This window comes from Clostridium akagii DSM 12554, from assembly GCF_000686725.1.
GTDB lineage: Bacteria > Bacillota > Clostridia > Clostridiales > Clostridiaceae > Clostridium_I > Clostridium_I akagii.
On sequence record NZ_KK366009.1, the window covers coordinates 160,094 to 172,820 of the forward strand.

13 protein-coding genes, 1 tRNA gene and 1 riboswitch are annotated in these 12,727 nt (G+C 28.8%); of the genes, 12 read left to right on the plus strand and 2 right to left on the minus strand.

Annotated elements, in window-relative coordinates:
• The first annotated feature begins 184 nt into the window (after positions 1 to 184).
• From trhA to BR66_RS0121805, 4 genes are all read left to right on the plus strand, one after another.
• A complete protein-coding gene (gene trhA, locus BR66_RS0121790; protein WP_026884809.1) occupies positions 185 to 835 on the plus strand; it encodes a PAQR family membrane homeostasis protein TrhA in 651 nt (216 codons plus the stop codon).
• A 70-nt stretch (positions 836 to 905) separates the two neighbouring features.
• Positions 906 to 1,016: riboswitch (Fluoride riboswitch) on the plus strand.
• Positions 1,017 to 1,066: 50 nt separating this feature from the next.
• Entirely contained in the window at positions 1,067 to 1,480 is a 414-nt protein-coding gene (locus tag BR66_RS0121795) for a fluoride efflux transporter FluC (protein ID WP_026884810.1), read from the plus strand.
• Positions 1,481 to 1,489: 9 nt separating this feature from the next.
• Positions 1,490 to 1,846: a fluoride efflux transporter CrcB gene (gene crcB, locus BR66_RS0121800; protein ID WP_026884811.1), complete on the plus strand. Its 357-nt coding sequence runs from the start codon at positions 1,490 to 1,492 to the stop codon at positions 1,844 to 1,846.
• Positions 1,847 to 1,849: 3 nt separating this feature from the next.
• Entirely contained in the window at positions 1,850 to 2,554 is a 705-nt protein-coding gene (locus BR66_RS0121805) for a M48 family metallopeptidase (protein ID WP_026884812.1), read from the plus strand.
• A 54-nt stretch (positions 2,555 to 2,608) separates the two neighbouring features.
• On the opposite strand, the gene BR66_RS0121810 is transcribed toward BR66_RS0121805, so the two are convergent.
• Positions 2,609 to 3,247, minus strand: coding sequence for a DUF6483 family protein (locus BR66_RS0121810; RefSeq protein WP_026884813.1), 639 nt, complete (start codon positions 3,245 to 3,247; stop codon positions 2,609 to 2,611).
• A gap of 190 nt (positions 3,248 to 3,437) precedes the next feature.
• On the opposite strand from BR66_RS0121810, the gene polA reads away from it, so the two are divergent.
• From polA to BR66_RS0121825, 3 genes are read left to right on the plus strand one after another with little or no spacing between them, the layout of a single operon-like run.
• Positions 3,438 to 6,053: a DNA polymerase I gene (gene polA / locus BR66_RS0121815; RefSeq protein WP_026884814.1), complete on the plus strand. Its 2,616-nt coding sequence runs from the start codon at positions 3,438 to 3,440 to the stop codon at positions 6,051 to 6,053.
• A 24-nt stretch (positions 6,054 to 6,077) separates the two neighbouring features.
• The gene (gene coaE / locus BR66_RS0121820; protein ID WP_026884815.1) at positions 6,078 to 6,674 is read left to right on the plus strand and encodes a dephospho-CoA kinase; all 597 of its coding nucleotides are present in this window, start codon (positions 6,078 to 6,080) and stop codon (positions 6,672 to 6,674) included.
• A gap of 9 nt (positions 6,675 to 6,683) precedes the next feature.
• The gene (locus BR66_RS0121825; protein WP_026884816.1) at positions 6,684 to 7,235 is read left to right on the plus strand and encodes a lytic transglycosylase domain-containing protein; all 552 of its coding nucleotides are present in this window, start codon (positions 6,684 to 6,686) and stop codon (positions 7,233 to 7,235) included.
• 54 nt (positions 7,236 to 7,289) lie between these two features.
• On the opposite strand, the gene BR66_RS25005 is transcribed toward BR66_RS0121825, so the two are convergent.
• Positions 7,290 to 9,185 (minus strand): sensor histidine kinase, encoded by a 1,896-nt coding sequence (locus BR66_RS25005; protein WP_051624348.1) that lies wholly within the window; start codon positions 9,183 to 9,185, stop codon positions 7,290 to 7,292.
• A gap of 192 nt (positions 9,186 to 9,377) precedes the next feature.
• On the opposite strand from BR66_RS25005, the gene BR66_RS0121835 reads away from it, so the two are divergent.
• From BR66_RS0121835 to BR66_RS0121855, 5 genes are all read left to right on the plus strand, one after another.
• Positions 9,378 to 9,461, plus strand: a tRNA-Leu gene (locus BR66_RS0121835).
• 328 nt (positions 9,462 to 9,789) lie between these two features.
• On the plus strand, positions 9,790 to 9,942 hold the full coding sequence (locus BR66_RS25925) for a hypothetical protein (RefSeq protein ID WP_156946351.1): 153 nt from the start codon (positions 9,790 to 9,792) through the stop codon (positions 9,940 to 9,942).
• A gap of 187 nt (positions 9,943 to 10,129) precedes the next feature.
• A complete protein-coding gene (locus BR66_RS0121845; RefSeq protein ID WP_026884817.1) occupies positions 10,130 to 11,407 on the plus strand; it encodes a helix-turn-helix transcriptional regulator in 1,278 nt (425 codons plus the stop codon).
• A 15-nt stretch (positions 11,408 to 11,422) separates the two neighbouring features.
• Positions 11,423 to 11,569, plus strand: a complete 147-nt coding sequence (locus tag BR66_RS25930; RefSeq protein WP_156946352.1) for a hypothetical protein — start codon at positions 11,423 to 11,425, stop codon at positions 11,567 to 11,569.
• A gap of 305 nt (positions 11,570 to 11,874) precedes the next feature.
• Positions 11,875 to 12,603 (plus strand): hypothetical protein, encoded by a 729-nt coding sequence (locus BR66_RS0121855; RefSeq protein WP_026884818.1) that lies wholly within the window; start codon positions 11,875 to 11,877, stop codon positions 12,601 to 12,603.
• Positions 12,604 to 12,727: the final 124 nt, after the last annotated feature.

Sequence of the window (12,727 nt, forward strand, 5' to 3'; positions counted from 1 at the left end):
AGTATTTAATAATTTCAAATATGCATAATAATATAAATAAGGAACAATATAAAAATATATATGAAAATTAACCAAATTACTCTTGAAATATTAGTGTGGATAATATAATATATACATATGATAACAAATAGTTTTAAAAACTATATAAAACAATATATATATTAAAAAATCAGGAGATGATAATATGTTTAGTAAATTTAGAGACCCAGTTAGTGGGTTAACACATCTGCTAGGAGTGCTTGTATCTATGGTAGGACTAGTAATCCTTATTAATATTTCTCTGCAATTAAGGGATGTGAGAGATTTAGGAGTTTCAATTGTTTTCGGAATTAGTTTGATATTACTTTATAGTGCAAGTTCTATATACCACTTGACATATGCTTCACAAAAAGTCATAAATGTATTAAGAAGAATAGATCATTCTATGATATATGTACTGATTGCAGGAAGCTACACACCTATATGCCTTATTAGTCTAAGAGGAAAAGTTGGATACAGTATATTTGGTGTAATATGGACATTGGCTATACTTGGAATATTGATTAAAAACTTTTGGTTTAGTGCACCAAGGTGGCTCTCAACAAGCTTTTATATTGCAATGGGGTGGCTTGTAGTTTTAGCATTTTATCCATTATCAAAAGTTATGCCAGTGTCAGGGGTAATGTGGCTTGTTATTGGTGGAGTTTTATATACCGTAGGGGGGATTATATATGCATTAAAAATTCCTAAAGTTAAAAATAAGTATTTCGGGTTTCATGAGATTTTCCATATTTTCGTGATGCTAGGTAGTCTAAGCCATTATTGGTTTGTATTGAAATATATTATTCTTGCGTAAATATTGGGAGACGTATATATAAATTAATAAATATAATTGTAAGTTGAAGCAAGAAAAATTACATGTTATAATTACAAAAGGTGAAGGAGTTCACCTTTAAATGCTTATTACAGGTCTTAAAAAATAACTAGTTTTATGCTAGAGTATTTTAGATTAATTAGCTGATGACTCCTATAGGTCTTGCTACCTATAGGAGTTTATTTTATTTAATATACTAAATGGGGGACTAGAATGAAAAAAATTTTATATGTTGGTCTATTTGGTTTTTTTGGAACAATACTTAGATTTGGTATTAAAAATATTAATTTGAAATATTCAGGTCCACTTCCAATAAACACATTAATAATTAATATATCAGGATGTTTTGCATTAGCTTTTGTATTTGCACTGACATTAAAATTAAAAAACTTTGATGATCAACTTAAACTTGGAATAACTACAGGTTTTATTGGAACTTACACAACATTTGCCACCTTTTGTAAGGATATTTATGGATTAATACAAAAAAATAGTTATAATTATGTTTTATTATATGTGGCATTATCTATAGGAATGGGAATTATGGCAGTAATCTTAGGTGAGAATACTGTTAAAATGATTAAGGTTAAAATAAAAGATGAAGATGATATAAGTGATGAGGCATAGAGGAGAAATATGGAATATATATTAGTTGGTATAGGTGGAATATTTGGAAGCGTAACTAGATATTCTATTGGTAAGGTTACAAGTAAAAAATGGAATTGTAGTTTTCCAGTAGGGACTTTTATTATAAATATAACAGGGGCGATGTTACTTGGAATTGTTTCATCAGCAGTTAAGAATAATATGTTGCATTCATTTTTAGGTGATGGAATCTTGGGAGGATACACTACTTTTTCCACCTTTATGTATGAGGGTTTTAATTTATTTAAAGGGAAAAAACAACTAAATGCTTTCAACTATATAGTTTTATCCATTATACTTGGGGTGGCTTTTTATGGCATTGGTGCAAATATTGGAGGGCTAATATAGATTATGAAATTGTATTTTGTTTATGCAGGTAAAACAATAGAATTTAATGTAATATATTCAAGGAGAAAGACCATAAAAATAGCTATTGAAGCTCCTGATAATATAATTGTTTCCGCACCAATTGGAGTATCACAAATTTTAATTATAAACTGTGTAAAAGAAAAAGCACCTTGGATTCTAAAAAAAATATACATGTTCAAAAATATGGAGATAAAAGCCAAACATGAATTTAAAAGTGAAGAGATATTTTTATATTTAGGGGAAAAAGTTAAATTACAACTTAAAATAGGTAAAGGTGAAGAAAAGGTAAGATTAGAAGGTGATACACTTGAAGTAAAAGTTTTAGAGGAAAATAAGGACTTAATTAGAAATGCACTAGAACTTTGGTATAGAGAAAAAACCTTAGAAACAGTGGTAGAGAGGGTTAAATATTATCAAAGATATTTTCATGAAATTCCAAGAAATATAAGGGTTAAGCAACAAAAACGTAGATGGGCAAGTTGTACCTATTACAATGACCTTCTATTTAATTGGAGATGTTCCATGGCTAAGGGTGAGGTTATTGATTATATTGTAGTGCATGAGATGTGTCATATGGTACATAAGGACCATTCTAAAAATTTTTGGAGCTTAGTTGCTAGCATCTTACCAAACTATCATCTTCAGGAAGAATGGCTTAAGATTAATGGAATAGACATGGAACTATAGGTTAGAGTGACAAGTTACCACTTGCCACTGATTTTTTAGGATTGTAACCTGAAACTATATTTTTTCAAGGGCTTCAAGGATTTCACCTCTAGGAAGGTTGCCTTTTTCCAAAGTCAAATCATCCTTTAGTAATAAATTATTATAAAACTCTTTTAGTTTTTCTTTTGCAAATGAATGTGTATCGGGATTTTCTAACAGATCATAAATATTATCTTCTGCTTTTGAATACTCACCTGAGAGTTCATGGTAGGTAATCAAATCTTTTCGGATATTAAACGGAAGATGGAAGTTCTCTAAAGCAGAGGATACATTTTTCATAATATCCTGGTATCCTACAATTTCACATTCTAGGTTTAAAGATTTTATTTTCAGTATCAAATAAAAAGCTTTTGAGTATTTTGAATAGGCCTTAAGGTACTCATCCTTTTTATCAAAGATAATAGCCTCTTCATATAAAAGAGCGGCAGCTATTATGCAGTAATTGGCATCAAAAGAACCATTTCGTTTCATAAGATTTAGCACATCAGATTCTGACATGGAATTTATCATGATAGAACTAATACCAATAAATTTTTTTAAGGAAGTATTAATCAGAGATAATTTCTCTGTATGTAAATTATTAATATTTCGTATCTCTTTAATAAGGGAATTGAATTGATCTGATACTTTTGCACTATAATCGTCTTTTATCAAGGGAAACACCTCATTTATTATGTTTTATAAAATGGAACAAATGGTTTATAATAAATATTATAGTATTAAATCAGTATTTTTGAAATACATTTAGCGTTTTACATTATTAGATGTTATAATTGTATACTGATTACAGATATTATAATTATACCCCTGTTACAAAGGAAATCCAGAATGGAGAAGTGATTAAATGGAAAGATTGCTTATTTTAGATGGGCACAGTCTTATGTACAGAGCATTTTTTGCCTTACCAACCCTTACTAATGATGAAGGGATAAATACAAATGCTATTTATGGATTTGTGAATATGCTTTTTAAAATGAAAGAAGAGATAAAGCCAGATTACATAGTTACTACTTTTGATATGAAGGCTCCAACTTTTAGACATAAAGAGTACACTGAATATAAAGCAGGAAGAAAAAAAATGCCACCTGAACTTGCGGAGCAATTTCCTATAGTCAAGGAACTTTTAGAAAAACTTGCTATTTGTATATTTGAAATTGAAGGTTTTGAAGCAGACGATTTAATAGGAACACTATCAGTATACGCAAATGATCATGATATCGAAACCTATATTGTTACAGGGGATAGAGATGCTCTTCAGCTTGCAAAAGATAATGTAAAAGTAGTTATTAACAAAAAAGGTATGTCGGAAAAAGAAATCTATGATAAAGATAGAATGATTAATGACTATGGTGTAACGCCAACACAATTTATTGATGTAAAAGGTCTTATGGGTGATAAATCCGATAACATACCTGGAGTACCAGGCATTGGAGAAAAAACTGCATATAAGCTTATACAGGAATATGGATGTATTGAAAACGTACTGATGAATATAGATAAAATCAGTGGAAAAAAACTCAAGGAAAATCTTATGCAGTATAGTGAGCAGGCGATTTTTAGTAAAAAACTTGCCACAATACTTACTAATGTTCCAATAGAAATTGATTTGAACGAAATAAAATCAAAAGAAAATTATGATGCTAAAGCGGTTAGAGAGCTATTCACAAGATTACAATTTAAGAGACTGATAGAAAAAATACCTATTACCGAAGAAGAAAAAGCAATAAATGAGGTAGAGGTGGAATGTGTTACTATTGATAATATTAAGGGTCTAAAAAATCTTGTTGAATCCGTTAAAGATAGCCTAGTTTATTTTGTTTTTGAAATATCAAATGAAAATGTATACTCTAAAATTGAAATAAACAAAATTAATATTAATTATGAAAGCAAAAATTATATAATCAATTTCAGTGATATATTTAAAGTTACACCTAATGAGGTTACAAAACTTTTAAGGGATCTATTTGAAAATGAGAGTATAAAAAAAGTAATTCATGATGCAAAAGCTGTGTATACAGCACTTAGTAAACTTAAAATAACGCTAAAAGGACTCGCTTTTGATACTAAGGTTGCAGCGTATCTTACGGATGCGTCAAGAGGCGAATATGAGCTTAAAAGCATAATATATGAAACTTTGAATATAGATGTTACTAGTTGTGAAGAATTAATAAAGGTGAAGGAAGTGAACTCCCTTGAGAAAATTTCTAAAAGCTTAAAAGTCAAGATTAAGCTTTTAGAAATGGAAGAACTTTTATATAATGTTGAACAACCATTAATTGAAGTGTTAGCATCCATGGAGACTAGGGGTTTTAACGTTGACAAAAAAAAGTTAGATGAACTTGGTGTAAAGTTCAGCAGCGAAATACAAAAGACACAAGATGAAATATACGCTATGGCAGGGGAAGAATTTAATATAAGCTCACCAAAGCAGCTAGGAAAAATATTATTTGAAAAGCTAGATTTACCTGTTATTAAAAAGACAAAGACAGGATTTTCAACTAAAGCAGAAGTTTTATTAAAATTAAGAGATAAGCATCCTATTATAGATAAAATAACTTATTTTAGGCAACTTACTAAACTTGATTCAACTTATGTGGAAGGTCTTAAAAATGTAGTTGATGTGGATGGTAGGATTCATTCAAGTTTTAATCAAACAGTTACAACTACGGGAAGGCTTTCAAGCACGGAACCAAATCTCCAAAACATACCAATAAAATATGAAATGGGAAGAGAAATACGAAAGGTATTTATTCCAGATGAGGATACAAATTTACTTATGTCAGCGGATTATTCACAGATTGAATTAAGAGTACTAGCGCATATAGCTGGAGACGAAAATTTGATAAATGCCTTTAAGGAACATATTGATATACATACCAAAACTGCATCGGAAGTGTTTAATGTACCAATTGATGAGGTGACACATGATCTTAGAAGTAATGCTAAGGCGGTTAATTTTGGAATTGTATATGGCATAGGTGAGTTTAGTCTAGCAGAAGATCTTAAGATATCCAGAAAAGAAGCCAAATTATATATTGATACTTATTTAGAAAGATATCCAAAGGTAAAACAGTATTTACAAGGCATTGTTACTAAAGCTAAAGAAGATTCAGCAGTAACAACAATACTTAATAGGCGACGTGCAATACCAGAGATAAACGCTAAAAATAAAATGGTGGCGTCTTTTGGAGAAAGACTTGCGATGAATACACCCATTCAAGGTAGTGCAGCAGATATTATAAAAATTGCTATGGTTAAAGTATACAATAGACTAAAAAAAGAAAAGTTAAAAACTACTATAGTACTACAGGTTCATGACGAACTAATACTCAATGTATATGAGGAGGAACAAGAAACGGTTGCAAATATTGTAAAGAATGAAATGGAAAATGCCATAGAATTAAAAGTTCCTCTTGAAGTGGATATAAATTTAGGTAAAACCTGGTATGATGCAAAATAAAAATTGGGATAGAGGTTGATGACAATGTTATGTATTGGACTTACGGGAGGAATTGGAACTGGTAAAAGTGCAGTTTCTATAATGCTTAAAGAAAGGTCAATTCCAGTTATCGACGCGGATATAATATCAAGAAATATATTAGGAGTGTACCCGGAAATTGCAGATATAATAAAAAAAAAATTTGGTCATGAGTTTTTTAGTGAGGATGGAAAACTAAATAGAAGAAAGCTGGGAGACTTTGTATTTAGATTTCCAGAGGAAAGAGGAAAGCTTGAAACCATTATGATTCCATATATAAAAAAAGAGATTAAAAAACATATTGATTTTTATAGGAGTTTAAATGAAACTATGTGTATTGTAGATGCCCCCATATTAATTGAAACAGGAATATATAATGATATGGATTTTAATATACTCATTTGGACTAGCGAGGAAATTCAGATAAAAAGGGTAATGGATAGAGATAAATTTAATATAGAACAAGTAATGGATAGGATAAACTCTCAAATGCCTTTAGACAAGAAAAAAGATTATGTGGATTTTATAATTGACAATAGTTTTCAACTAGAAAACACGGAAAAACAACTTGAGAATATTCTTGAATTGCTGACTGCACAATAGGAGGAATTAATGAATTATAAAAACCTAAGAATCATACTTTTACTAGTGATTATTGTAGCTTCAGTAGCATTAAATATAAAAAGTATTGGTAAATATTTTTATCCAATAAAATATTCTAGTTATGTTTATAAATATTCGGCAAAATATAATTTGGATCCGTATTTTGTGGCAGCTGTAATTAGAACAGAAAGCAACTTTAACCCTAAGGCTAAATCTAACAAAGATGCCTATGGGCTCATGCAAATCACCTCATCAACAGGGCAGTGGGCTTCTGCAAAAATGGGCAATAACGGTTTTAATGCAAATAATTTGTACGATGCTGAATATAATATAAGTATGGGATGTTGGTATTTAGGAAATTTAAGGGATGAATTTAAAGACTTAGATCTTGTAGCTGCAGCATATAATGGTGGCAGTGGAAACGTTAGGAAATGGCTTAGTAGTGCCAAGCACTCTATAGATGGGAAAAAGCTTCACTACATACCTTTCCCGGAAACAGACAAGTATGTAAAAAAAATAAGATTTAGTTACAATATATATAAATGGATTTATGGCAAATAATAAAAATAGTACCATTTAAAATGATTTTCATGTCATTTCAAATGGTACTATTTTTTAGCATGAATATATATTTGAAAATTCTATATTAAGAGATTTAACTAAGTGGTCATCAGTAAAATCATGAGTAGGAACAACTTCTTCAGTATCTATTGTGTTGATTGGTAAAACTATGGTGAAAATAGAGCCGATACCTTCTTGACTTTTTAGCTTAATATCTCCGTTCATAGCTTTCAAAAGTAGTTTTACTAAGCATAAACCTATTCCAGTTCCTTCAGATTCACGGGTATAGGAACTTCCCACCTGGCCAAAACGATCAAAAATTATATTTATCTTTTCTTGAGGAATTCCAGGACCTTCATCTTTAACATCAACATAAATATTAGTATTGTCAGAGTAAAGGCTTATATAAATATGTTTGTTACAAGGTGTAAATTTAATAGCATTTGATAGCAAGTTTAGAAGCACTCGTTCATATTTTTCATCATCTATAGCAATTGTTTTTTTATCTAAATCAGATTTAAATATAACAGCTATATTTTTCGAAGCAGCAAAAGAATTTATAGATTCTATTATAACGTTAGTGGTATTAACAATATCATAATTTTTTCGATAAGTTTTCAGATACCCAGCTTCAGCTCTTGTTATATCTAAAAGATTATTTACTAAACGCATTTGTTGATATGTATTTCGTTTAATAGTACTTATTCCATGTCTTATTTTTTCAGTCATTTGCTCCTTATAAACAAGTTCAAGGAGCTGTATTGTAGAACTTATTGTTGTAATTGGGGTTTTGAATTCATGGGCTATAAAAGAAAAAAAATCCTCATGCATTTGCATTAATTTCTCTAATTGTTTTTGCTTCTCGATTTCACAGGTTATATCGTTAGTTGTAATTATACCCATAGAGAAATTATCATTTCTTGTAAATACAGGAGACCAATTGATTAAATAGTATAATTCATTGTTTTCTTCTTTTATATGTATTTGTTTTGTACAACTTCTGTTTTTGTCAAGTAAATATGATATTGGAAGGATACTTTTAGAAATAAAAACCTCATTTTCATCGTAGTAATTTCTATTGATGTATGGATAATCAGTTGGAACTTCAAATAAATCATACCAATGGGCAATATTATTATTAAACTTAGTATGGTTTCCTAGCTTATCAACAATTGATATACCAGCAGAGGTATTTTCAAGAATTACATTTAGTTGTCGTCTTTGCTGATGGATAGTTTTAGACTGTTGCTTAATAAGCTTAATACGCTCTACCTGTCTAGTTACATTTGATATAATTAGTAAAATATACTTTGGTTTATTTCCATTTTGTATTGGATTAATTGATATAGACCAATAGCTCTCCTTTGATGAATCATCAATATATTTATATTGTCTTGAATGAAATGGTTTTTCTGTTTTAGTGACATTTAAGATTATATTTTCTAAAGCACTACCATGAAAATTGGTGATAATATCTTTTGGATGTCTTCCAATACCATAAGCTTTTTTGTTATATGGAGAAGGAAAAAAATTCAAATAGCGTTGATTACTAGCTAAAAGGATAAAATCAGAAAAATTATATATGGCAATTCCAGATTTATCATTGGTGTGGATTTGTTCAATAAAATGAAATTTATCATCTAGCCAAGAGGAATGATTATCATAAAATATAAATACCTTTTTATCATAAAAATCTTTAATTGAGATTTTTACTTCTATTGGGTTATTATGTTTTGTAAATATATAATAAAATTTATTAGAATCAGTGTTGTTAAGAAAGGATGGAGAATTAATTTTAAGTAAGGAGCAAAGAGCCTGCAAGCTTTTACCAATAATATCGCTTTTTGAATAATTTATTAAATTAGTAAATTTAGAATTACATTCAGTAATATTACCAGTCATATCTGTTTCAAAGTAGGGGTCGTAATCTGTATTTATTTTTTGATTCATAAAATCTCCTCCTATATAATATGATGATATATGCAGTAAAAATTCAAAATTAAAACTACTTATCAACTATATTTTACCATAACTTGTATTAACTTTTCAAAAAAAAAATTAAAATTTCATCAACAAGTCCAAATATTGACAAAGAAATTCATATGTGATAAAATAACCTATAGAAATTTATTGAAATGATAAGCAGGTGTGCTGGAACGGCAGACAGGCACGCTTGAGGTGCGTGTGTTTTAGGACGTGTGGGTTCAAGTCCCATCACCTGCACCAAATTTTGATTTAAACTATTGAGAGTACTAAGATTATACACGTTCAAAATTGCAATACGGTTAATTTGTGAAAAACAATTAGTCGTGTTGCTATTTTTTTTATTTCATGTACCATTATTCCTAATAAATATGGTGTAGAATTGACACAAGAAGCATTGATGAAAGGAAAACTAATTAAGCCAGACGGGACTGTAGGACAATGATATTTCGGTCAAGTAATTTGTGGAAATGGAGAAACTAAAGTTAGAGCACATATGGATGGTGGTGTTAATATACATGGATATCCAGTAGAATAATGAATATAAAGGTGGGCTAAATATGGAAAAAATTTGATTAATATAATTAAGGAATTGCGACTAAAAGGTGATTATGGATATGTTTTGGCAAACTATGTTGATAAGCACTCTTGGATAGACAGAGTAGAAAAAAATTTTCCTAATGATTTTATTGAAAATTCTACGGATTTTAATTATTCAGAATGAAAGAGTCCAATTCTACTGTATATAATTGCTTATTTGATGATGAATATTGATTATAAGGCATAAGGATGAGTATAATCTTGTTTTTCTGAATGTAAACAATAACTTCAAACAATAAAAAATGTTGCGGTCATCAAGACGATGTAATATAATGTATTTAAAGTATATTAATAAGAAATAAGGTGGTATTATGAAATTTTTAACTACAGGTGAAAAGGTTAGAAGATTGAGAACTCAATTAAAATTAAATCAAGAAGATTTACAAACAGAAAATGTTACGAGAGGGCTTATAAGTATGATTGAGACAGGGAGGCGTGATGTAACGTATAAGACTGCTGTTAAATTGGTTGAAAAGTTTAATGAAAAGGCAGAGGAACTTGATATTATTTCAAATATTGATGAGGCTTACTTAATGCGTTCACCAAAAGAAGATGCAGAGGTTTATTGTTTAAATAAGTTAATGAATACTGAAATAGAAAGGAGTAGAATAGATGAAATTTTTCAGATAGCCAATGAATATGAATTGATAGAAGTGAGGGCTAAGGCATATTGTAGTCTTGGTGAGATTTATTTCAAAGAAAAGGAATTTGAAATAGCTTGCGATATTTATAAAAAAGCCAGGGAAATATACATAGGCATTAATAAAAATGAACAGCTAGGTTATGTTTATTGGAAGTTGGGATTTTGCAAGGCAGAAGCGCTAAAATACGATGCAGCCATTGAATATTATCAAATAAGTCTATATTACTGCTTGGAATATAAGGATTCTAAAACAAAAAAATTATGTTTATATTCTTTAGCAAACAGTTATAAGAAATCAAATCAAATAAATCTAGCTCTAGAAACTGTTGATGAGTTTTTATCAGTTTGTAATGAAGAAGAAGATTTTAGATTATATATCTTTGCATATGTTATTAAAGCAACCTGCTATGAGGTGAAAAAAGATTATGACAAGGTAATAGATATATATAAAGAAGCACTTTTAAAAGTTTCAGATGATAAAAATATTTTTTTAGGTTACGCTTACAATAATTTAGCGAGAGCATATGCTGGTAAAAACGATTTTAAGGAAAGTATAAAATATTTTGAAATGGCAGAAAAATTTAGGAATGACATTGATAAAGCAAACTTAGCGGCGACACTTATAGAAAAATCAGAAGTTTTATTAAAGCAAAACTTAATAGACGAAGCAATTAAGTCTATTGAATTGGGTATTAAATATGCAAAAGAATATAAATATTTAGAATATTTACTAAAAGGCGATTATTTATTAGGGAAAATCTACGATAAAATAAAAGATAATGAAAATTTAGAAAAGGTTTATCTTGAGATTATTGAGTTAGTAAAGAATACTGAAAATAATGACAAGCTCAAAACAATTTACAATGAGTTAGCCATTATGTATTTAAATCAAAATAAGATAGACATGTGTAAAAAATATTTGTCATTATCAAAAAAATTAAATTAATTGGAGGTTTTTACTATGAAAAACAAACTAATTAAAACTTTGGCTATGGCACTAGGATGTTTAATGCTGACACTAACAATATCAACGGGGGTATTAAATAATAATACAACAAATACAAATACTCATGTTGTACATGTTGATCAGGATGCACCAAATGGTTGAATATGATATATCTATTGTAGAAAATATAGCATAGGTAAAATTTAATTGATTTTATATAACCTCTGGGATATAATGAATTCAAGGTTTTTATACGACTATGAAGTTTAAGGACGTGTGGGTTTAAGTCCCATCACCTGCACCAAAACAAAGGTTGAATTTTGAACGTGCTAAGATTATATACATTTAAAATATTAATACGTGTAAATAGTAATATGTTTTAATTTGTAACAATAATTAAAACATATTACTATTTTTTTATATTATAGGTAGTATATAAAATCTTGTATTTAAGGGGGGCTGCATTTATGAAAAAAATAAATTTAAGCATATTGCTTTTGTCATTACTTATAATCCCTTCACTAATGATATACGTAATGCACTATTATATTTTTAGAGACTCAATGTATCTACTAAAAGAATTTTTGTCACAATTGGCATTTTTGCCAATTTATTATATTTTTTCAACCATAATAATTGATAATATTATGGTTAGCAGGGACAAAACAAAGTTAAAGAAAAGTATAAATATGACAATAGGCGTATTCTTTAGTGAATTCGGAAATGATTTTATAAAAATATGCTCCAAATATGATACTAAATTTAATGATTATTCAACAAATTTCAGAATAAATGCTCAGTGGGAAAACTATCAGTATTCAAAGGCGTATAAGTTTATTAATAATTTTCAATTTTGTATTGATATGTACAAGGATGATGTTAGTATCCTCAGTGAATTTTTGCTAAATAGACGTAGTTGTTTAATCGGTTTGTTAGAGAATAATAACTTAGTTGAACATGATACATTTACGGATCTTCTACTGGCAATATTTCATATGTGTGAAGAATTTAAATATCGTGACGCAGCAAATTTGTCTACAAAAGATTATGAACATCTTGCGGTGGATACGGAAAGAGCATATGTTTTAATAAGTAAAGAATGGCTGAATTATAGTAAACATTTAAAATCAGAATATCCACATTTATATGCTTTATCAGAAAGCTTTAATCCTTTTTGTAGTATTGATGAAATATGAGGTAAACTATGTTACTAAAATAAAAAAATTATAAATACGAATAAAAATACTGTGCTAATTGTAGTACAGTATTTCCATTTTAATAGGAATTATATAAATAATAAAAATTTCAACAAAAAAATTA

Coding starts and splice junctions, on each gene's coding strand:
- BR66_RS0121805 (WP_026884812.1), top strand. CDS start 1,850: ATGAAATTGTATTTTGTTTATGCAGGTAAAACAATAGAATTTAATGTA.
- polA (WP_026884814.1), top strand. CDS start 3,438: ATGGAAAGATTGCTTATTTTAGATGGGCACAGTCTTATGTACAGAGCA.
- BR66_RS0121845 (WP_026884817.1), top strand. CDS start 10,130: ATGAAATTTTTAACTACAGGTGAAAAGGTTAGAAGATTGAGAACTCAA.
- BR66_RS0121795 (WP_026884810.1), top strand. CDS start 1,067: ATGAAAAAAATTTTATATGTTGGTCTATTTGGTTTTTTTGGAACAATA.
- BR66_RS25930 (WP_156946352.1), top strand. CDS start 11,423: ATGAAAAACAAACTAATTAAAACTTTGGCTATGGCACTAGGATGTTTA.
- BR66_RS0121825 (WP_026884816.1), top strand. CDS start 6,684: ATGAATTATAAAAACCTAAGAATCATACTTTTACTAGTGATTATTGTA.
- coaE (WP_026884815.1), top strand. CDS start 6,078: ATGTTATGTATTGGACTTACGGGAGGAATTGGAACTGGTAAAAGTGCA.
- BR66_RS25005 (WP_051624348.1), bottom strand. CDS start 9,185: ATGAATCAAAAAATAAATACAGATTACGACCCCTACTTTGAAACAGAT.
- crcB (WP_026884811.1), top strand. CDS start 1,490: ATGGAATATATATTAGTTGGTATAGGTGGAATATTTGGAAGCGTAACT.
- trhA (WP_026884809.1), top strand. CDS start 185: ATGTTTAGTAAATTTAGAGACCCAGTTAGTGGGTTAACACATCTGCTA.
- BR66_RS0121855 (WP_026884818.1), top strand. CDS start 11,875: ATGAAAAAAATAAATTTAAGCATATTGCTTTTGTCATTACTTATAATC.